General features: G+C 74.1%; 22 protein-coding genes and 4 tRNA genes. 14 read left to right on the plus strand and 12 right to left on the minus strand.

What is annotated here, in order from left to right:
* The first annotated feature begins 77 nt into the window (after window positions 1–77).
* Complete coding sequence (locus ACJTNH_RS10615; RefSeq protein ID WP_458175370.1) at window positions 78–1,871, plus strand: acyl-CoA dehydrogenase; 1,794 nt, start codon at window positions 78–80, stop codon at window positions 1,869–1,871.
* 145 nt (window positions 1,872–2,016) lie between these two features.
* On the opposite strand, the gene ACJTNH_RS10620 is transcribed toward ACJTNH_RS10615, so the two are convergent.
* Entirely contained in the window at window positions 2,017–2,202 is a 186-nt protein-coding gene (locus ACJTNH_RS10620; RefSeq protein ID WP_458175372.1) for a hypothetical protein, read from the minus strand.
* A gap of 306 nt (window positions 2,203–2,508) precedes the next feature.
* Between ACJTNH_RS10620 and ACJTNH_RS10625 the strand changes: the two genes are divergently transcribed.
* On the plus strand, window positions 2,509–3,564 hold the full coding sequence (locus ACJTNH_RS10625; RefSeq protein ID WP_458175374.1) for a YihY/virulence factor BrkB family protein: 1,056 nt from the start codon (window positions 2,509–2,511) through the stop codon (window positions 3,562–3,564).
* Window positions 3,565–3,654: 90 nt separating this feature from the next.
* On the opposite strand, the gene ACJTNH_RS10630 is transcribed toward ACJTNH_RS10625, so the two are convergent.
* Together ACJTNH_RS10630 and ACJTNH_RS10635 are read right to left on the minus strand one after the other, a co-directional pair.
* Window positions 3,655–4,407, minus strand: coding sequence for an enoyl-CoA hydratase/isomerase family protein (locus tag ACJTNH_RS10630; RefSeq protein ID WP_458175376.1), 753 nt, complete (start codon window positions 4,405–4,407; stop codon window positions 3,655–3,657).
* A 72-nt stretch (window positions 4,408–4,479) separates the two neighbouring features.
* Window positions 4,480–5,190, minus strand: coding sequence for a hemerythrin domain-containing protein (locus tag ACJTNH_RS10635; protein WP_458175378.1), 711 nt, complete (start codon window positions 5,188–5,190; stop codon window positions 4,480–4,482).
* Between the two features lie 102 nt (window positions 5,191–5,292).
* On the opposite strand from ACJTNH_RS10635, the gene ACJTNH_RS10640 reads away from it, so the two are divergent.
* Both ACJTNH_RS10640 and ACJTNH_RS10645 read left to right on the plus strand, forming a co-directional pair.
* Window positions 5,293–5,511 (plus strand): hypothetical protein, encoded by a 219-nt coding sequence (locus ACJTNH_RS10640; RefSeq protein WP_458175380.1) that lies wholly within the window; start codon window positions 5,293–5,295, stop codon window positions 5,509–5,511.
* A gap of 40 nt (window positions 5,512–5,551) precedes the next feature.
* Window positions 5,552–7,228, plus strand: a complete 1,677-nt coding sequence (locus ACJTNH_RS10645) for a bifunctional 3'-5' exonuclease/DNA polymerase (protein ID WP_458175382.1) — start codon at window positions 5,552–5,554, stop codon at window positions 7,226–7,228.
* A gap of 6 nt (window positions 7,229–7,234) precedes the next feature.
* Here ACJTNH_RS10645 and ACJTNH_RS10650 read toward each other — a convergent pair whose 3' ends face one another.
* The 3 genes from ACJTNH_RS10650 to ACJTNH_RS10660 form a co-directional block, all read right to left on the minus strand.
* A complete protein-coding gene (locus ACJTNH_RS10650) occupies window positions 7,235–8,788 on the minus strand; it encodes a flagellin N-terminal helical domain-containing protein (RefSeq protein ID WP_458175384.1) in 1,554 nt (517 codons plus the stop codon).
* A gap of 127 nt (window positions 8,789–8,915) precedes the next feature.
* A complete protein-coding gene (locus ACJTNH_RS10655) occupies window positions 8,916–9,773 on the minus strand; it encodes a hypothetical protein (RefSeq protein ID WP_458175386.1) in 858 nt (285 codons plus the stop codon).
* A complete protein-coding gene (locus ACJTNH_RS10660) occupies window positions 9,773–9,988 on the minus strand; it encodes a hypothetical protein (RefSeq protein WP_458175388.1) in 216 nt (71 codons plus the stop codon). The genes ACJTNH_RS10655 and ACJTNH_RS10660 overlap by 1 nt, the downstream gene beginning before the upstream one ends.
* 354 nt (window positions 9,989–10,342) lie before the next feature.
* On the opposite strand from ACJTNH_RS10660, the gene ACJTNH_RS10665 reads away from it, so the two are divergent.
* Complete coding sequence (locus ACJTNH_RS10665) at window positions 10,343–10,942, plus strand: dihydrofolate reductase family protein (RefSeq protein ID WP_458175390.1); 600 nt, start codon at window positions 10,343–10,345, stop codon at window positions 10,940–10,942.
* 216 nt (window positions 10,943–11,158) lie between these two features.
* Complete coding sequence (locus ACJTNH_RS10670) at window positions 11,159–11,515, plus strand: iron chaperone (RefSeq protein ID WP_458175392.1); 357 nt, start codon at window positions 11,159–11,161, stop codon at window positions 11,513–11,515.
* Between the two features lie 14 nt (window positions 11,516–11,529).
* Here ACJTNH_RS10670 and ACJTNH_RS10675 read toward each other — a convergent pair.
* Window positions 11,530–11,602: transfer RNA gene (locus ACJTNH_RS10675), tRNA-Lys, on the minus strand.
* 114 nt (window positions 11,603–11,716) lie between these two features.
* Window positions 11,717–12,382 carry a TetR/AcrR family transcriptional regulator C-terminal domain-containing protein gene (locus ACJTNH_RS10680; RefSeq protein ID WP_458175394.1) on the minus strand — a complete coding sequence of 222 codons (666 nt, stop codon included), beginning with the start codon at window positions 12,380–12,382 and terminating at the stop codon, window positions 11,717–11,719.
* Window positions 12,383–12,464: 82 nt separating this feature from the next.
* Here ACJTNH_RS10680 and ACJTNH_RS10685 point away from each other — a divergent pair, with 82 nt between their 5' ends.
* Window positions 12,465–13,517 carry an NAD(P)-dependent alcohol dehydrogenase gene (locus tag ACJTNH_RS10685; protein ID WP_458175396.1) on the plus strand — a complete coding sequence of 351 codons (1,053 nt, stop codon included), beginning with the start codon at window positions 12,465–12,467 and terminating at the stop codon, window positions 13,515–13,517.
* Window positions 13,518–13,739: 222 nt separating this feature from the next.
* Here ACJTNH_RS10685 and ACJTNH_RS10690 read toward each other — a convergent pair whose 3' ends face one another.
* The 3 genes from ACJTNH_RS10690 to ACJTNH_RS10700 are packed head-to-tail and all read right to left on the minus strand — an operon-like array spanning window position 13,740 to window position 15,552.
* Complete coding sequence (locus ACJTNH_RS10690; RefSeq protein WP_458175398.1) at window positions 13,740–14,627, minus strand: Rieske 2Fe-2S domain-containing protein; 888 nt, start codon at window positions 14,625–14,627, stop codon at window positions 13,740–13,742.
* The gene (locus ACJTNH_RS10695; RefSeq protein ID WP_458175400.1) at window positions 14,624–15,070 is read right to left on the minus strand and encodes a VanZ family protein; all 447 of its coding nucleotides are present in this window, start codon (window positions 15,068–15,070) and stop codon (window positions 14,624–14,626) included. The genes ACJTNH_RS10690 and ACJTNH_RS10695 overlap by 4 nt, the downstream gene beginning before the upstream one ends.
* Entirely contained in the window at window positions 15,067–15,552 is a 486-nt protein-coding gene (locus tag ACJTNH_RS10700; RefSeq protein ID WP_458175402.1) for a hypothetical protein, read from the minus strand. Before ACJTNH_RS10700 ends, ACJTNH_RS10695 begins: the two co-directional genes overlap by 4 nt.
* A gap of 192 nt (window positions 15,553–15,744) precedes the next feature.
* On the opposite strand from ACJTNH_RS10700, the gene ACJTNH_RS10705 reads away from it, so the two are divergent.
* Both ACJTNH_RS10705 and ACJTNH_RS10710 read left to right on the plus strand, forming a co-directional pair.
* On the plus strand, window positions 15,745–16,257 hold the full coding sequence (locus ACJTNH_RS10705; RefSeq protein ID WP_458175404.1) for a GtrA family protein: 513 nt from the start codon (window positions 15,745–15,747) through the stop codon (window positions 16,255–16,257).
* A gap of 47 nt (window positions 16,258–16,304) precedes the next feature.
* Window positions 16,305–16,637 carry a hypothetical protein gene (locus tag ACJTNH_RS10710; protein ID WP_458175406.1) on the plus strand — a complete coding sequence of 111 codons (333 nt, stop codon included), beginning with the start codon at window positions 16,305–16,307 and terminating at the stop codon, window positions 16,635–16,637.
* 3 nt (window positions 16,638–16,640) lie between these two features.
* Here ACJTNH_RS10710 and ACJTNH_RS10715 read toward each other — a convergent pair whose 3' ends face one another.
* On the minus strand, window positions 16,641–17,276 hold the full coding sequence (locus ACJTNH_RS10715) for an AMIN-like domain-containing (lipo)protein (protein WP_458175408.1): 636 nt from the start codon (window positions 17,274–17,276) through the stop codon (window positions 16,641–16,643).
* 151 nt (window positions 17,277–17,427) lie between these two features.
* Here ACJTNH_RS10715 and ACJTNH_RS10720 point away from each other — a divergent pair.
* The 5 genes from ACJTNH_RS10720 to ACJTNH_RS10740 all read left to right on the plus strand — a co-directional run bounded on the left by ACJTNH_RS10720 (window position 17,428) and on the right by ACJTNH_RS10740 (window position 19,020).
* Window positions 17,428–17,500 (plus strand) — tRNA-Glu (locus tag ACJTNH_RS10720).
* A gap of 37 nt (window positions 17,501–17,537) precedes the next feature.
* Window positions 17,538–17,614 (plus strand) — tRNA-Asp (locus ACJTNH_RS10725).
* A 33-nt stretch (window positions 17,615–17,647) separates the two neighbouring features.
* Window positions 17,648–17,721: transfer RNA gene (locus ACJTNH_RS10730), tRNA-Phe, on the plus strand.
* A 200-nt stretch (window positions 17,722–17,921) separates the two neighbouring features.
* A complete protein-coding gene (locus ACJTNH_RS10735; protein ID WP_458175410.1) occupies window positions 17,922–18,179 on the plus strand; it encodes a helix-turn-helix transcriptional regulator in 258 nt (85 codons plus the stop codon).
* A 100-nt stretch (window positions 18,180–18,279) separates the two neighbouring features.
* Window positions 18,280–19,020 (plus strand): DUF4238 domain-containing protein, encoded by a 741-nt coding sequence (locus ACJTNH_RS10740; RefSeq protein ID WP_458175412.1) that lies wholly within the window; start codon window positions 18,280–18,282, stop codon window positions 19,018–19,020.
* Window positions 19,021–19,108 lie beyond the last annotated feature (88 nt).

The following is a 19,108-nucleotide window of genomic DNA, read 5'->3' on the forward strand; positions in this document are numbered from 1 at the left end:
GGCCGCGGTGGCGCCTAACCTCAGGGGGTGGGCGCCGGTCGCCCACCCCGACACCGCCGTCGTCCCAGGAGTCCCCCGTGCGCTCGTCGCTCGTCCTGTCCCCCCGTGACCTCGAGTTCCTGCTGCACGAGTGGCTTCAGGTCGAGACGCTGACCAAGCGCGAGCGGTACGCCGAGCACTCGCGGGAGACCTTCGACGCGGTGCTCGAGCTGGCCGCCGAGATCGCCACCGAGCACTTCGCGCCGCACAACCGCGAGGCCGACGAGAACGAGCCGCACGTCGTCGACGGCAAGGTGGTGCTGATCCCGCAGGTCGCGGCCGCACTGCGAGTCTTCGCCGAGGCCGGGATGACCGCCGCGGCGCTGCCCGAGGAGCTGGGCGGGCTGCAGCTGCCGGCGGTGGTGAACCAGGCGGTGCACGCCTGGTTCCAGGCGGCGAACATCGGCACCTCGGCCTATCCGTTCCTGACCATGGCGAACGCGAACCTGCTGGTCGCCCACGGCACGCCCGAGCAGGTGCAGACCTACGTGCCGCCGATGGCCGAGGGCCGCTGGTTCGGCACGATGGCGCTCTCGGAGCCGCAGGCGGGCTCGTCGCTGGCCGACATCACCACCCGCGCCGAGCCGCAGGACGACGGCAGCTACCGGCTGACCGGCAACAAGATGTGGATCTCGGCCGGCGACCACGAGCTGACCGAGAACATCGTCCACCTGGTGCTGGCCAAGGTGCCCGGGGGCCCGGCCGGGGTGAAGGGCATCTCGCTGTTCATCGTGCCCAAGTTCCTGGTGCGGGACGACGGGGGCCTCGGCGAGCGCAACGACGTCGTCCTCGCCGGGCTGAACCACAAGATGGGCTACCGCGGGACGACAAACACCCTCCTCAACTTCGGCGAGGGCGTGCACACCCCCGGCGGGCGGCCCGGCGCGGTCGGCTTCCTCGTCGGCGAGCTGCACCGGGGCCTGACCTACATGTTCCACATGATGAACGAGGCGCGGATCGGCGTCGGGATGGGCGCGACGGCGCTGGGCTACACCGGGTACCTGCACGCCCTGGACTACGCCCGCACCCGCACCCAGGGCCGCCCGCTGGCCGGCAAGGACCCGCACCAGCCGCCGGTGCCGATCATCGAGCACCCCGACGTGCGCCGGATGCTGCTGGCCGGCAAGTCCTACGTGGAGGGCGGGCTGGCGCTGGGCCTGTACTGCGCCCGGCTGGTCGACGAGGAGCGGACGGCGGAGACCGAGGAGGAGCGTGCCCGGGCGCACCTGCTGCTGGAGGTGCTCACCCCGATCGCGAAGAGCTGGCCCTCGCAGTGGTGCCTGGCCGCCGACGACCTGGCGATCCAGGTGCACGGCGGCTACGGCTACACCCGCGACTACCCGGTCGAGCAGTTCTACCGGGACAACCGGCTCAACCCGATCCACGAGGGCACGCACGGGGTGCAGGCGCTGGACCTGCTCGGCCGCAAGGTGATCATGAACGGCGGGGCCGGGCTGGCGCTGCTGGGCGAGGCGATCGCCGCCACGACGGCGCGGGCTGCGGGCACGGAGTGGGCCGACCTCGGCGAGCAGCTCGACGGGCTGATGCAGCAGCTGGGCGCGGTGACCGCGACGCTGTGGGGCCAGGGCGACCCGCAGGTGGCGCTGGCCAACGCCAGCGTCTACCTGGAGGCCGCCGGGCACGTGGTGGTCGGCTGGCTGTGGCTGGAGCAGACACTGGCCACCGAGGGCCGGGACGGCGACTTCTACACCGGCAAGCGGCAGGCGGCGCGGTACTTCCAGCGCTGGGAGCTGCCGAAGGTGGGGCCGCAGCTGGCACTGCTGGCCTCGCTGGACACCACGGTGCTCCAGATGCAGGGCGACTGGTACTGACCGGCCCGCTCGCGCACCGGGCCGAGGGACGTCGCCCAGCCTGCTGACCCGACCTGGGAACAGCGATGGCGGCCCTCCAGCTGGAGGGCCGCCATGGTGGGTCGCGAAGATGTGGCGGGTGCGGCGCCGCCGGGCGCCGGGTCGCTCAGGCGGCCGCGGTGGCCGGAGCGGTCTGTCGAGCGGCGGGCTCCGGGGCGGCGTGGCGGGCGCGCGGGGCCGATGCGGCCCGCTTCTCCGCCTCGTACCGCGCCGTGGACTGCGTGCCCATCGCGATCACCAGGGCGGTCAGCACCAGGAAACCGATCAGGCTCAACGCCGGCCACAACACCATCAGTCACTCCACGTTCTCTCGGGGCCCCGCCGGAACGCTCCCGGCGGCTCAGGTCCGCAACCCCACTGCCCGCCTCCACCAGTTCCGAACCCTCCGGTACGCGATCGTCCGGTCACGATCGTGTGACGTTGCTCCCACGACGCGGCGCCGACACGCCGCGCGATGCGCCCTCCCGCCCGGAGAACCGCCGTCCAGCGGGGCACGAGACCGCCCGGGGCCGGAATCGGCCGGCACGAGGCGTGCGACCGGTCCTGCCGGGGCACCCATCGCACCGACCAGCCCGCGTTCGACCCCCCGGAGGCCCCGATGGCCGGAGCAAGCGCACGCCCCCCACACGAGGGCCACGACACCACCACCGACGACCGTGGGCCAGGCACCGGCCGCGGCGAGCGGGACATCGCCCCCGGCGACGACAACATCACCCACGAGCGGGCCGACTACGCACCCACCGGCGCCGACCCGAAGCCGACCACCGGCGGCACGCTCAAGCGGACGGTCAAGGAGTTCAGCGAGGACGGGCTGACCGACTGGGCCGCCTCGCTGACCTACTACGGCGTGCTGGCGCTCTTCCCGGCGCTCACCGCCCTGGCGTCCATCGTCGGCCTGGTCACCGACCCGGAGGAGCTCACCACCGCGCTCACCGAGGTCGTCCCGGCGGACGCGGCCGAGACGCTCAACCCGGTGATCGAGCAGGTCGCCGGCAGCTCCACCGCGGCCGGCTTCGGCCTGGTGATCGGTCTCGCCGGTGCCATCTGGACGGCGTCGGGCTACGTGGGCGCCTTCACCCGCGCGGCCAACGTCGTCTACGAGACGCCCGAGGGCCGCAAGATCTGGAAGCTCAAGCCGCTGCAGCTGCTGATCACGCTGGTCGGCATCCTGTTCGCCGCGCTGATCCTGGCGATGCTGGTGCTCAGCGGCCCGGTGGTCGACGCGATCGGGCAGGCCATCGGGCTGGGTGACACCGTGCTGACCATCTGGAGCTGGGCCAAGTGGCCGGTGATCCTGGTGCTGCTCGCGCTGATGATCGCCGTCCTCTACTACACGACGCCCAACGCCAAGCTCCGCGGCTTCAAGTTCGTCAGCCCCGGCGCCGCGGTGGCCATCCTGGTGGCCGTCGTCGCCTCGGCCGCCTTCGCGTTCTACGTGGCGAACTTCAGCAGCTACAACGCCACCTACGGCGCGCTGGCCGGCGTGGTGATCTTCCTGATCTGGTTCTGGCTGATCAACCTGGCGCTGTTGTTCGGCATCGAGCTGGACGCCGAGGTGGAGCGCACCAAGGAGCTCAAGGACGGCGTCCCGCGCGCGGACAAGGAGATCCAGCTGGACGCGCGCAGCGACCCGAAGCCGCAGCAGACCACCTGACCACCTGCTCGACGCGCCGAGCGCCACGCACGACACACCACGCACGACGGCCCCCGGTCCACCCGGACCGGGGGCATCGTGCGTCCGGGGTCAGTCGGTCGGCCGCCGCATGGACCACATCTGCGCGGGGCGCTCGAACTGGGTGGCGATCTCCCAGCTGACCCCGGGCGGGCCGGTCTCCTTGCGGAAGTTGCCGACCGCCAGCCGGGCGAGCGCCGGGTCGCGGGCCACCCGGGCGGCCAGCTCACGGGCGCGCTCCTCGACGGCGTCGTCGTCGTGGGTCTCCCAGGCCAGGCCGAGCCGCACCGCGGTCTCGCCGTCGACCTCCTCGCCGAACAGCGCCATGGCCGCGGCCGCCTCGCGGCCCACCAGCCGGGAGAGCAGCACGAAGTGCCCGCCCCCGGGGTGGATGCCGCGCTTGAGGAACCCGCAGATCAGCCGGGCGTCCCGGGCGACGATCCGCAGGTCCGCGGCGAGCAGCATGTTCATCCCGGCGCCCACCGCCGAACCGCGGACGGCGGCGATGGTGGGCACCCGCACCTGGCCCAGCCGGTAGAAGGAGTCGTAGATGGCCCCCATGCCGGCGTAGGCGTCCGGGGCGGCCGGGTCGCGGCCGGCGTCGGTGAGGGTCTGCACGTCCCCGCCGGCGCAGAACGACTTCCCGACCGCTCTCACCACCAGGGCGCCCACGTCGTCCCGGGCGTCGACCTCGTCGAAGGTGGCGATCAGCTCGGTGGCCATCGCGGGGGTGAGCGCGTTGCGCCGCTGCGGGGCGTTCAGGGTGACGACGGCGACCCCGCCGTCGACCTCGAGCTGGACCTCACCGGAGGTGCTGTCGGACATGCCGCTCCCTGCCGTCGGGGCCGGCGACGGTGCCGGCACTCCCAGGGATCAGACCACGTCCGGCTCGGCTCCTCAGCGGCTGGTCGGCCGGTCGTCGTCGCCCCGGCGGGCCAGCGGCACCCGCTCCACCCAGCCGGCGACGCCGGCCAGACCGCGGCTCACCGCCGCGCCGACCGGGGCGAACCGCTCGGGCGCGCGCTGCACGCCGGCGTCGACCAGGTCGCGGGAGCGGTCGAGCACGGACAGCGGCAGCCCGGAGACGGCGTTGCCCGGCGGACGGCGGGACACCGTCGGGTGCGGCCTGGTCGGCGAGACCCGGCGGGCGACCTCCCACTGCAGGCCCAGCCGGCGCAGCGCCTTGGCGTCCAGCGCCTCCTGCAGCCGGGGGAACATCACGTCCTCCTCGTCCCGGACGTCCTCGCGCAGCACCTCCACCAGCCGGGCCAGCAGCGTCGCGCGGCGCGGGTCGTCGTGCGGGGTGGTCTCCAGCCGGCTGACCAGCTCGTTGACCTCCTGGTGCTCCTCCTCGACCTGCAGCGTCAGCGCCTCACCGTCGGGGAGCACCCGGCGGATCACCGGCCAGAGCACGGTCTCCTCGGCGAAGGCGTGGCTGAACACCAGCCGGTCGATCCGGCGCAGCACCCGTTCCTGCTCGGTGCCGGTGGTGCCGTCGAGCTCGTGCAGCAGCCGGTCGAGCTCCTCGTGGTCCCGGCGCTGGCGGACGAGGACGCTGCTCGGGCCGCCGAGCTCCTCGACGGTCTGGTCGGCGATCGAGCGGGGCATCGGGGGCTCCTGGTCGTGCGGCGGTGCGGCGTCCGGGGCTGGGACCCACCCTGCCTGCCCCGGACCGTCACCTCCCATGCACCCGGCGGGCAGAGTGGGGGCATGGCGAACCTGATCGGACGGGCCCGGCGGACGGCGGAGGACCCGGTGGGCGAGAAGCTGGCCGGACCGCTGCACGCGGTCGAGGAGTCCGTCGGGGCACCGGCGCGGGGGACGCACGCCGACGTCCCGGCGCTGTGCGGCACACCGGTGCAGGTCATCCTGGTGGAGGACGTGCCCGACGACGCCGGGCTCTGCCAGGTGTGCCAGTACGGCAGCTGAACCGCCCGGTCCCGTCGGACCCGTCGGCGACACTGGGGAGGTGACCGCCGCACCGCCCCCGGCCGACGGCGGGCCGGTGCACCGGGTGGTGCTTGCCCGCCGCGGGCCGGACGATGTGACGGTCACCGAGCTGGCCGGGGACGGCGCCGTCGCCGGGGTGACCCGGCTGCCGGTCGAGCAGCTGGCCGCCTTCGTCGGCGACCGCGAACCGGGGCGCACCCGCTGGGTCTGGGACGACACGACCCGCTGGTACCCGGGGCTGCTGGCCGCCGGCGTCCGGGTCGAGCGCTGCACCGACCTGCGGCTGAGCCGGGCGGTGCTGCGCCGCTCCCCCCACGTCGAGGCCCTCGCACCGGACGACGCCTGGGACGCCCTGCAGCCGGTGACCGCCGACGACCCGGCGCTGTTCGCCCTCGACGACCCGGCCGACCGGCTGGACCCGGTCGCCGAGCACGCCCGGCAGCAGGCCGCGCTGGCCGGCTCGCCGCAGCGGGGGCGGCTGGGGCTGCTGCTGGCCGCCGAGTCCTCCGGCGCGCTGGCCGCCGCGGAGATGACCTCCGCCGGGCTGCCCTGGCGCGCCGACGTGCACGACGAGCTGCTGACCGCGCTGCTCGGGCCCCGCCCCACCCGGGGGCAGCGGCCGGCCGGGCTGGAGCGGCTGCTGCCGGCGATCCGCGGGCCACTCGGGGCGCCGCAGCTCAACCCCGACTCCCCCACCGAGCTGCTCCGGGCGCTGCAGACCGCCGGGCTGCCGGTGCCCGACACCCGGTCCTGGACGCTGGAGCAGGTCGACCACCCCGCCGTCCCGCCGCTGCTGGAGTACAAGAAGCTGTCCCGGCTGCTGGCCGCCAACGGCTGGGCGTGGCTGGACAGCTGGGTGCAGGGCGGCCGGTTCCGCCCCACCTACCTGCCCGGCGGCGTGGTCACCGGCCGCTGGGCCTCCTCCGGCGGCGGGGCGCTGTCGGTGCCCGCCCAGGTGCGCCCGGCGGCGGTCGCCGACGACGGCTGGCGGTTCGTGGTCGCCGACGTCGCGCAGCTGGAGCCGCGGGTGCTCGCCGGCATGAGCGGGGACACCGCGATGGCCGAGGCGGCCCGGGCCAGCGACCTCTACCAGGCGATGGTCGACAGCGGCGCGGTCGCCAGCCGGGCCGACGCCAAGGTCGGGATGCTCGGTGCCATGTACGGCGGCACCCGGGGCGAGAGCGGGCGGATGATGCCGCGGCTGACCCGCCGCTACCCGCGGGCGATCGGGTTGGTCGAGGAGGCCGCCCGGGCCGGGGAGCGCGGCGAGGTGGTGCACACCCTGCTCGGCCGCGGCTCGCCGCCGCCCACCGGCGCCTGGGCGGAGCGGGCGGTCGAGCCGGCCGAGGGCGCGATGTCCCGCGAGGACCGCGACCGCCACCGCCGGTCGTGGGGCCGGTTCACCCGCAACTTCGTCGTCCAGGGCACCGGCGCGGAGTGGGCGCTGTGCTGGCTGGCCGACCTGCGCAACCGGCTGTGGCGCCTGGGCGGCGCCGGCGGGCTGACCGACCGGCCGCACCTGGTGTTCTTCCTGCACGACGAGGTCGTCGTCCACACCCCGGCCGGGCTGGCCGAGGAGGTCGGCGAGGCGGTGCGTCAGGCGGCGGCGGAGGCCGGCCGGCTGCTGTTCGGCGGCTTCCCGGTCGACTTCCCGCTCGACGTCGCCGTCGTCCGGTCGTGGGCCGACGCCGGGTGAGCCGGGTCAGCTCTGCAGCAGCGCCAGGACGCCCCGGGGCGACTGGTTGGCCTGGGCGAGCATGGCGGTGCCGGCCTGGACGAGCACCTGCGCGCGGGTCAGGGCGACCGTCTCCTGCGCCATGTCGGTGTCCCGGATCCGCGACTCGGCCGCCGCGGTGTTCTCGATCGACACCCCGAGCCGGGCCAGCGTGTGCTCGAACCGGTTCTGCGCTGCGCCGAGCTCGGCCCGCTGCGTCGACACCGCGCTGATCGCGGCGTCGACGGTGGCGATCAGGCTCGGACCCGGCCGGTACACCGGCGTGGCCGCAGCGATCTCGGCGCTGGTCGCGGTCACGTCGGGCACCGGGCCGGTGAAGAGGACGGCGGGCCCGTCGTCCGGTGACCCGGACCCGACCGTGGTGAGGGTGAAGGCGTTGCCGTCGGTGGTGATGCCGGCGGCCTGGGCGGCCGCGTTCAGCTCGGCCAGCGCCTGGCTGCCGGCGCCGCTGTAGGGCACCCGGCCGAGGTCCAGGGTGTGCCCGTTCACGGTGATCGTGCCGCGCAGCGCGAGCAGGTCGGCCGGCGTCGTACGGGTGAACAGCAGCGCGCCGGCCTCGGGGGGCGGCGCCGCCGTCGGCGCGGTCGTCCAGACCGGCAGGCCGAGCGCCGGGGTCGGCTGGGTGAACTGCGCCGTGATCGGGGGGAGGTCGGCCGCCGTGTCGGTCAGGGCCGGCGTGGGTGACCGGAAGATCAGGTCGTCGCCGTCGTCGATGAACACGTCGGTGCCGGAGCCCTGGAACCAGGTGAAGCCGGCGTCGAGCGCCGCCGCGTTGAGCTGCGCGATCGCCGAGGCGTTGTCGATGACGCCGGGCGCGGGCACGAAGCCGACGGCGCCCAGGTCGAGGCTGACGCCACCGACCGTGATGGTGCCGGTGAGCTGGCCGACGCCCACCGGCGACACGGTCGCCCCGATGAACGAGACACCGCCGCCGAGGGGCTGGCCCACCCCGCGCGCGGCGGACCCGTGCACCGACGACGCATCCCGGGTGACGTCGATCCCGTTGACCCCGAGGCCGACCGCTCCCATCGCAGCGGCGATGCCGACGTCCATCGTCTCGCCGACGCCGGCACCGACCTGGAACCTCCCGGCCCAGCCGCCGTCCAGCAGCCGGGTGCCGTTGAACGTCGTCGTCTCCGAGATCCGGGTCAGCTCCGCCTTGAGCTGGGTGATCTCCGCCTGCACGTGGGCCTTCGCGCCGGCGTCGACCGCGCCGTCGTTGGCGGCCTGCACGACCAGGTCGCGCATCCGCTGCAGCAGGGCGGTCGACTCGGCGAGTGCGCCCTCCGCCGTCTGCACCACGCTGATGCCGTCGCGGGTGTTGCGGACGGCCTGGGTCATGCCCCCCAGCTGGGCGCGCAGACCCTCGGAGATCGCCAGTCCGGCCGCGTCGTCCGCGGCCCGGTTGATCCGGTAGCCGGAGGAGAGCCGTTCCAGCGACGTCCGCACCGCCCCGTCGGACGTAGCCAGGCTGCGGTGGGCGGACAGCGCCGCGACGTTGGTGCTGATGCCGAGCCCCACGCCGCCCTCCCTGAGTGGCCACCCGCCACGTCCGTGCGGCGTGACCTGCACGTGCACCTACGGCGGAGCGGCCGGGGAGTTGACCCGAACGACGAGATCGTGATCACCGCCCCGGCAGGAGGCCGGCTCAGCCCCGCGCCACGGTGACCAAGACGCAGCCGGAGGCGCCGAACGGCTCCACGGGGTACCCCAGCGCCTGCAGGCAGTCGGCGACCGCGGCGTTCATCGCCTGCTGCACCGCTGCGTGCGCCGCGGCGCCGCGCACCTGCTCCCGGCCCATCCGGTCGTGCTGGTGCCAGCTGACCACGATGCCGTGCCGGCCCGGCTCCGGGCTGAGGCAGACGCCGCCGGCCGGCGCCCCACCGGCGCAGTCGTGCAGCGGCAGACCGGACTCGACCAGCGCGGCCGCCACGTCGACCACCAGCGTGACCAGCTCGTCCTCGTCGATGAGGGGCGAGTCCCACTCCTCGGGCAGCCGGTCCAGCTGCTCGCCCAGGTCGGCCAGCCAGGCCCGCTCCGCCGGCAGCTGGCGGCGGACCAGCCGGCCGTCGGGACGCAGCACCCCGTGCACCGCGCGCACGGTCGCGGCCAGGCCGGTGGCGAGCACCGCCCAGTCGGCGTCGACCCGGTCGGGGAACGGGCCGGCCACCAGCTGGCCGGGCCCGTCGTCCTCGGTCTCGTCGACCAGCCACCAGGCGGGCGTCCCCGACTCGACGACCCGGGTGCCGGCCGGGTGGTTGGCCACGCCGACCGGCGCGCTCCGCTCGGCGACCGCCCCACCGCCGACGGGTGCCGGAATGCCGGCGGCGGCCGGAGCCGCCACCGCGACCGCACCGACCGCGGCGGGGACGGCGGCCTGCCGACGCTGTCCCTGCACCTGGTTGCGCTCGAACTCGTAGCGCGCGGTCGAGCTCTGCGCCAGCGCGACGACCACCGCGGCCAGCAGCACGAAGCCCACGACGGAGACCGTCGGCCAGAACAGCATCACTGGGCCGTACCCGTCACGGCGCCCCACCGGGCCGCCCGGCGCGAGGTCTGCTGGGTCCAGTCGCGCAGTCGCGCAGTCGACGCCCGGAGCGAGGGCCGCTCCGACGCGGGCGCGGTCTCCTCCGCGCCGAAGAGGTCGAGCAGGTCGGCCAGGCTCAGCTCCTCCTCGACAGGGGACGACGGACGGGGTGCCAGTTCGAGTGCGGTGGTCACGCGGGCTCCTCGGTGCTGTTCGTCGCGGCCGGGGAAGTGCCGCGGACGAGCAGAAAGGTAGGGCCCGGACCGATCCGATCGGCCCGCTCCGACGCGCCTCCGGCGGCCCCGTCACCGAATCGTTGCGCGGAGCACTCCACAGGTCGATGACCGGCCTCCGGGCGGCCTCCTTGTCGACATGCCCACCGGCGCGACCTGGGCTTTTGCCCGTGTCGAGCGCGATCGTCGAGGGTGACCCGGCCGGACGCGGCATGTCGCGCGAGTGACGCACGGGGCAGTCGTGGCCGACGACCGATGAGATCCCCGACACCGGACGGTCAGGACGTCGAACCCGTTCACACACCAGGAGGACGCATGCGCAAGGTCGTCGTGCAGATGATGCTGTCGCTGGACGGCTGCTTCGAGGGGCCGGACCACGACCTGAGCTGGCACCAGGTCGACGAGGAGCTGCACGCCCACTTCAACGCCCACCTCGCGACCATGAGCGCCTTCCTGGAGGGGCGGGTGAGCTACGAGCTGATGGAGGCGGTCTGGCCGACCGCCGACCAGGACCCGGACAACCCGCCGACCATGCGCGAGTTCGCCGGCATCTGGCGGGCGGTGCCGAAGATCGTCTTCTCCCGGACGCTGCAGGAGGTCGGCCCGAACGCGGTGCTGCGATCCGAGGTGGACCCTGACGAGATCCGCGCGCTGAAGCAGCAGCCCGGCGGGGACATGACCCTCGGCGGCGTGGACCTGGTCGAGACGTTCCGCCGGCACGACCTGGTCGACGAGTACCGGCTCTACGTCAACCCCGTCGTCGTCGGCCGCGGCCGCCGGCTGTTCGAACCCGGCACCGAGCCGATCGACCTGGAGCTGGTGGAGACCCGGCCGTTCGGCAACGGCGTCGTCCTGCTCCGCTACACCGTCCGGCGGCCGGAGTCGCCGGACGGACTGCCGCCGACGGCGACCTGACCCACGGGCGCGGCACGGCCCGGCCGTCCCGCGTCACCAGATGGCCCCGTGGCCGGGAGGACGTGCTCTTGCCAGCGACTCCCCTGCCGCCCCTACGCTCCGCCGATGAACCTCGTCGGGGCGTCAGAAGGGGAAGCTCTCAGCCGGCGCCTCGCGGCTCGGTCGCGGAGCAGGGGTGAGAACGGACCTCGGAACACCCAGCAGGGGGACACGGCCATGAGGACGACGCCCGACCACGACGCCTACATCGCCGCGGCGCCCGAGCCCTTCCAGCCCTCGCTGAGACGGGTGCGCACGATCCTGGCCGGCGCCCTGCCGGACGCGGAGGAGATCGTGGCCTACGACATGCCGGGGTTCAGCATCAACGGCTCGGTCGTGGCGAGCTACGCCGCGTTCAGCAAGCAGTGCGGGCTGTACGTCCTCGCCGGCGCCATCTCCGGACACACGGAGGAGATCGCGGCCGCCGGCCTGAAGGCGACCAAGACCGGCGTCACCTTCTCACCGCGCAGACCGATCCCGGACGACCTCGTCGAACGACTGGCGCGGGCGTCGCGAGCGGACGCCGGGGCCTGACGGCCGCTCCTGGGTGGGCCCCGTGGGGATCGAACCCACAACCCGCGGATTAAAAGTCCGCTGCTCTGCCAGTTGAGCTAGAGGCCCGGCGGGTGCGGGGGCTTCGTCGAGCGACCCACGAGACGGCGTGGACCTCGGCGGCCCCGCGGCCCGGGACGAGGTTACCGCCGGGGGTGGCCGCGCCCCCGACCGTGCCGACCGTCAGGACTCCCGAGCCGCCGCCCGCTCCAGCCCGTCCAGCACCAGGTCGAGGCCGAACTCGAACTCGTCGCCGTAGTCGTAGCCGGGCTGCAGCACGTGCACGGTCGCCAGCTCGACCAGGTGCGGGTACGCCCCGGCCGGGAACTGGGCCAGCATCGCCTGCGCCACCTCGGCGGTCTGCTCCGCGGTGTCGAAGGGGAGCGCCCGCTCCTGGAGGACGAAGCCGTAGACGTAGCTGTCCATGGCCGAGAAGGCGTGCGCGGTCAAGGCCACGGAGAACCCGCCGGCACGCAGGCAGCCGAGCACCGCGTCGTGGTGCCGCAGGGTCGCCGGCCCGGGCGTCGTCCGGGAGTCCATCAGACCGACCGCCCAGCCGTGCCGGGACAGGACCTCGCGCATCGACAGTGCCCGTCGCCGCATCGCCGTCTTCCACCCGACCCCGGCGGCCGGCAGGTCGACCTCGGCGAACACCGCGTCGACCATCCCGTCCAGCAGGTCGTCCTTGTTCGCCACGTGGTGGTAGAGCGACATCGCCTCGACCCCCAGCGACTGGCCCAGCTTCCGCATGCTCAGCGACTCGATGCCGCTCTCGCCGGCCAGCGTCATGGCCGCGCGCAGGACGAGCTCCCGGTTGAGCGGTGCACGCGCGGCATCGGACGGGCTCATGGGCGCTCCTCTCCCCTTGACGGACTTACGTCGTAAGGTACAGCCTTACATCGTAAGGAACCCGACGAACGGAAGGCCTGCGATGACCACCGACCACGAGGCAGCCGCCCGGCCCCCTGTCCCCACACCCGTGGCCGCGGACCGGATGACGGCGGTCGTCCAGGACCGGTACGACGCCGCCCCGGAGTCCGCGCTCCGGGTCGCGGAGGTCGACCGGCCGGCGATCGGCGCCGACGAGGTGCTGGTGCGCGTGCACGCCGCGAGCATCGACCGCGGCACCTGGCACCTGATGGCGGGCCTGCCCTACCCGGTCCGCGCCGTCGCCGGGCTCCGCCGCCCGAAGGACACCAACCCGGGGCTGAACCTGAGCGGGGTCGTCGCCTCCGTGGGCGCGGACGTGACGGACCTCCAGCCGGGCGACCAGGTGTACGGCATCGGCCGCAGCACCTTCGCCGAGTACGCCCTGGCCCGGCCCGGCAAGCTCGCCCGGAAGCCCGCCGGCCTGTCCTTCGAGCAGGCCGCTGCCGTGCCGGTCTCCGGGCTCACCGCCCTGCAGGCCGTCCGCGACCGGGCGCAGGTGCAGGCGGGACAGCGGGTCCTGGTCCTGGGTGCGTCCGGCGGCGTCGGCACCTTCGCCGTCCAGCTCGCCGCGCACCTCGGGGCGGAGGTCACCGGGGTCTGCAGCGGTCCGAAGGCCGACGTCGTCCGTTCCCTCGGGGCCCAGCACGTCATCGACCACACCCGCGAGGACGCCCTCGCCGGGGACCAGCGGTACGACGTCGTCCTCGACACCGGCGGCAACCGACCGATCGGCCGGCTGCGCCGGGTCCTCACCCCCCGCGGCAGGTTGGTCATCATCGGCGGCGAGACGGGCGGTCGGTGGCTCGGCGGCATGGGCCGCCAGCTGCGCGCGCACCTGCTCTCCCCGTTCGTCGGTCAGACGCTGGGCACCTTCGTCTCCTCGGAGAACGCCCAGGACCTCGATGCGCTCCGCGAGCTGATCGAGGCATCCGCGCTCACCCCCGTCGTCGACCGGGCCTTCCCGCTCGACCAGGTCGCCGCCGGCATCCGCCACCTCGTCGACGGCCACGCCCGCGGCAAGGTGGTCGTCACCGTCGCCGACCCCTCGTCCTGACGGGGCCGGAGGGGCGACGGCTCGGTCGGCGCACCGCTCAGAGCAGGGTGAGCAGCAGGAAGAGCAGCGCGGTGAGCACGAGGCTGACCAGCAGGGAGCCCAGGCAGCCGAGCCGGCTGGTGAAGAAGAGGAACACGGCGGCTCTCTGCCCGCCCAGCGCCCGGGTCAACCCAGCTCGCGCGGACGGTGCCCACCCCGGGCAGGCACCGTCCGCGCGTCAGCTCACTTGGACACGTGCCGATCCGGGAGCTTGCCGAACACCCGGCCGCCCTCGTACTTCACCTCGAGCTTCTCCTGCGCCGACGCCGTCGGGCCGCGCCGCGGTTCGCCGTTCTCCAGGTCGAACGCCGACCCGTGCCACGGGCACACGATGCAGTCGCTGCCGCGCACCTGCTCGACCGTGCCCTCGGCCAGCGGCCCGCCGACGTGCGCGCAGGCACCGACGAACGCGTCGACCCGGGCACCCCGCCGGACGACGGCCAGCGGCACGGGCGCGCCCTGCCCCTCACCGGTGCGCAGCGTGGGGCGCCCGTCGGGCAGGTCGTCGAGCGGGCCGAGGTCGATCCAGTCGGTGGTCAGTTGCCGGGCGTCGACCACCGAGTGGTTGGCGCCGGAGGACTGCGCATAGGACATGTGCCCACCGATCGCCGCCGAACCGCTGGCCAGCCCCAGCCCGCTGTAGGCCAGCACCCGGCCCAGCGTCCCGTTGCCCTTGCCGCGGGCCACCAGCGAACCGACGTAGAGGCCCAGCGCGGCGACGTTGGCCGCGGCGTGCAGCGCGCCCAGCCGGCGGACGGCGTCGTCCTGCTCGGACCAGTCGGCCGCGCCGGCCATCGCGGCGGGCACGCTGGCGGCCACACCGGTGCCGATCAGCGCGGTGGCGGCCGGGCGGGCCGGGGGCAGCAGGTCGAGGATCCCCGCCGACAGCCAGGTGCCCACCGGGACCATCGCCAGGATCGGGTGCAGCGGGTGGCCCAGCCAGGTGCCGTGCAGCAGGTCGCGGAACGCCTGCGGCTGCAGCGCCTTGTTCACCGCCGTCCGGGCGGTCTCCAGCGACTTGTCGAACGACGACACCTCGGACAGGCGGTCCAGCACACCGAACAGGCTCATGCACCGGCCCATACCCGTGGCGGGCGGCCGGAACCCGCCGAGTGCAGCGCCAGTGCGCCGGCGACCAGGCAGCCCGCCGCCAGGGCGCCGGCCCCGTTGAGCAGGGCGTCCACCGGGGAGACCACCCGGCCCAGCGGCAGCGCCCACTGCAGCACCTCGATCGCCACCCCGGCCGCGGCGGCCGCGGGCACCAGGGTCAGCGGCCGGCGGAGCGCGGGCCAGCGGAGCACCGCGAGCACCGCCGTCGGCACCAGCAGCACCAGGTTGCCGACCAGCTGGGCGACGGCCGTCGCGGAGCCGGCGGCGTACCAGTGCAGTTCGGTGGCCGGGGCGCCCCACGCCCAGCCACCGGCGCCGGTCGGGGTGAGGGTCACCAGCCCGACCAGCAGCAGGCTGGCGACCAGGGCGACGTCCAGGGCCGGCGAGCGGCCTCGCCCGGTCATCGCCGCACCGTCCAGTCGGCCTCCTCGGCCAGCAGCGCGATCGCCGCGGCACCGACGGCGTCGACGTCGGCGACGACCGCCGCGAGCAGCGCCGGATCGCCCAGCTCGGCGTCCGGCGAGCCCAGGAGCGCGGCCAGCCGGTGGGTCGCCGCCCGCAGCCGGGCCCGGGCGGAGTCGTCGGCGTCCACCGCCCCGGCCGGCACGCCGGGCCAGGCCAGACCGGCCGCGACGCACAGCCCGGGCAGCCGGCGCAGCAGGGCGGCCGAGGTGGCCGCCGTCCGCCACGCGGTCCCGGTCACCAGCTCCGGCGGGCAGTCCAGCGTCGCCGTCGCCCAGCGGACCAGCCGCAGCACGTCCCGCCAGACCGCGTCGGAGACCACGTCCGCGGCCGCCCCGGCCGACGGCGGCCGGTGCGCGCGGACGAGGAGGTCACCTGCCGACGGGTCGTAGAGCCAGGGGCGACGGGGACCGGGTGCGCTCATGTGCCGACCCTGTCCCCTGAACCGGGGATCCTCCTGACCGGTGCCTGTGAGTCGCCCGTGAACACTCTCCGTGAGGGACGTCACGGACTGTGTCCGGGACGCACCGGGAATTCACATGCGCCTCACCGGCTTCGTGCCAGAGCATGGGCAGCACACGTCACCATGGCGTGCGCACCCACCCGAGGAGAGACCGTGACCTGCCCGTCCCTGATCCGCCGCAGCCCCGTGGGCGGCGTGCGCGAGGGACGACCGCAGGCCCTGGAGGCCGGGCAGCTGGTCGCCCTCCTGCGCGAGCGGCTGCGCCAGGACGACGCGGGCGCCCAGTTCGCCCGCTACGTCGTGGTGGGCGTGGTCTCCAGCGCCCTGTACGCGCTGGTCTTCATCGCCCTGCAGGTCGCCGGTGACCAGGCGGCGAACCTGGCCGGCGCCATCGCCTCGACCCTCCTGGCCAACGAGCTGCACCGGCGGCTCACCTTCCACGCGGGCGGCCAGGTCTCCTGGTTCACCGCGCAGTGGGAGGGCGGCGGCCTCGCCGGGATCGGGCTGGTCGCCACCTCGCTGGCGCTGGCCGGCGTGCACGCGCTGATCGGCGACGTCGGCACGGTGCCGCAGCTGGCGCTGATCGCCGCGGTCACCGGTGCGATCGGCCTGGTGCGGTTCGTGGCCCTGCGCAGCTGGGTCTTCTCCGCCGGCCCGCGGGACTGACCCCTCGGGTCCCGCACCGGGGGGTCCTCCCGCCCTACGCTGCGGCCATGGCGACCCTGCACCGACGCACGCGGCTGGCCTCCGGCGCCGTGGCCGCGGCCCTCGTCCTGCTCCCGCTGACCGCCTGCAGCTTCAGCTCGGGCAACGTCTCCTGCTCCGACGGCGAGTGCACCGCCACGCTGAGCGGCGACGGCGCCACGGCGACCATCCTCGGCACCGAGGTGACCCTCGGGAGCGTCGAGAACGGCCAGGCGAGCCTGTCGGTGGGGGACACCAGCGTCTCCTGCGGCGAGGGCGACAGCGTCTCCCTCGGCCCGCTGTCGCTGACCTGCACCTCCGTCACCACCGACTCGGTGGAGCTCAGCGCCTCGGTCAGCTGAGGCTCAGCCGGCGTCGGCGACCTCGACGACCACCCGGGAGGGCCCGGTGAGCGCGTACACCCGGAACGGCCGGCGGTCGGGCGTCCCGATCCAGGCCACCGAGGTGCCCTCGTAGGTGGCGTCGTAGACCACGCCGGCGACGTCCTGGGTGGCCGCGACCGCGACCTCCCCGGCGGCGACCTCCTCGGCGCCGGTCTCGTACGGGTAGCTGGTGCCCTGCAGCACCACCTGCAGCGCCGCAGCGCCGGGCACCTCCACCGCGTCCCCGCTGCCCTGGGACGACGGGGTGTCGACGTACTCGACCTGCCACCCCGGCGTGCCGGTGCCGCTGAGCTCGAACACCACCCGGTCGAAGCCCTCGTGCCGGCCGGCGCGCACCTCGGTCACGGTCAGCCCGGCCGGGTCCACCGGCTCGGCGCTGTCCGCTGCGGCGTCGGCCGGGAAGGCGCTGGTCTCCGCCGCCGGCTCCGCGGCAGCGGAGGTGGCCGCCGCGTCGTCCCCGGCCGGGGAGCTGCTGGCGGCGCTGCCGGTGGAGGAGGCCTCACCGGTGGCGGGCTGATCGGCGCAGCCGGCCAGGAGGACGGCGGCCAGGACCAGGGGGACGCCGCAGGTGAGGCGGAGCGGGTGGCGGGTCTGCACGGCGCGATGCTGGCACGGCGGACGGCGCGGACGCGGTCGCCACGCCCCGTCCGCAGCGGCCGTCCGCGCGCCTCGGCACGCCGCCCGGGGTACCCGGTGCAGAACACCCCCGGAGGCCATGTATGGTTCTCCCTGCCTCCAGCGACCACGAGCCCCCATCGTCTAGCGGTCCAGGACGCCGCCCTTTCAAGGCGGTAGCACGGGTTCGAACCCCGTTGGGGGCACGCAGCACGAACACCAGCAACACGCACCACACAGCAAGGCCCTGTAGCGCAGTTGGTTAGCGCGCCGCCCTGTCACGGCGGAGGTCGCGGGTTCGAGTCCCGTCAGGGTCGCCACCCGGCACCAGTATCGACTGGTCCCGGCGCTGGGGCCAGGTAGCTCAGTCGGTACGAGCGCTCGCCTGAAAAGCGAGAGGTCGGCGGTTCGACCCCGCCCCTGGCCACCCTGAGAGGTTCACGCTCTTCGCACTGATCGGATAACGGCCCCGATGTCGCCTCTGACCTGCGAAGATGGACGTATGGAGCGTCAGTCGGTGTGCCGTTTTCGGACTCCGCAGCTCACCGTGCCTCGACGCCGTCGACTCTCGGAAAATCGGCAGTCGAACATGCTCTCCGCGTCAGGTCCGCGCATGCCGGTCGGGGCGTGAGGACGCTGTCCGACGAGCTGGAATCGACGCCCACTGCGGCGCGTGAAGAGCAACTCGCACACTTTGGCGCCCGGGTCCGAGAGCTGCGGGAGAAGGCCGGACTGACGCAAGCCGACCTCGCTGAGCGAGCCGGGATGGACCGGATTGCGATAAGCCACATCGAGCGCGGCCAGCGGGACGTCGGTGTCGTCCGAGCGTCGGCGATCGCCCGGGCACTCGGGGTCCGCCCGGGAGAACTTTTCCCCGAGTTCTGACCAGCGGCTCTTGACCTCAGCAACGGACGTGGCGAGGCGATGGTCGGGCGTGTTGCTTAACCGGGCCAGATTCGTCGCCCCCGACTCGTAACCTGCGCCAGTGGCGGACAAGCTCAAGCGGCGGCATCACACTGTGCCGAAGTTCCACCTGGCTCGGTTCGCCAACGACCGAAGCCAGTTGGCCAGGGTTGCCCTGCCCGGAGACAAGCGTCATCTCATCTCGATTCGAGATGCGACCGTGGAGCGCGACTTCTACCTCATCGAGGAGGAGGACGGCACCCGATCGGACGCCCTGGAGGATCTGCTCGCCGACAGTGAGGGGCGAGCAGCGGCGGCCGTCCGAGCACTCGTTGACGAGGGCGTGTGGCCGATACCTGACCAGGTGCGCTGGGACCTGGCGGGGTGGGCCGCGAGCCAAGCCCTTCGCACAACGGCCAACCGGCAATCCAGCAACGAGGTTGCCGACATGATGTTCAAGCTCGCGATAGGTGTCGGAGGGAAGACGAAGACGGCTCGCGGACTCCGCGAGGCTCTGGGCCGAGAGCCCTCCTCGGCCGAGATCGACCGGGAGTGGGAGCGGCTCAACGACTTCGATGGGTACACCATCAAGCCGCACCCGAACGGTCATCTCAACCTCTTGATGACGCTGTGGCCCGGTACGGCTCACATGTTCCACGATCGAGGCTGGTCGGTCGTTCGCTTCAAGCACAAGGCGCTCGTCACCAGCGACAACCCGGTCCACCTAGTGCCGGCCCCAGACCATCCGGAGTGGTCCGGCGTCGGACCCGCGACTGCGGCGCAGGGGACTGCTGCAGCTTCGGTTGACGGTTCTTGGGACTGATCATGCCGCGATAGCGGCCTGAGTGGTGAAGGCGAGTTCGAACTCGACCGGGGTGAGCTTGCCGAGGGCACGCTGGCGCCGGCGGCGG

The organism is Modestobacter lacusdianchii (genome assembly GCF_054177765.1).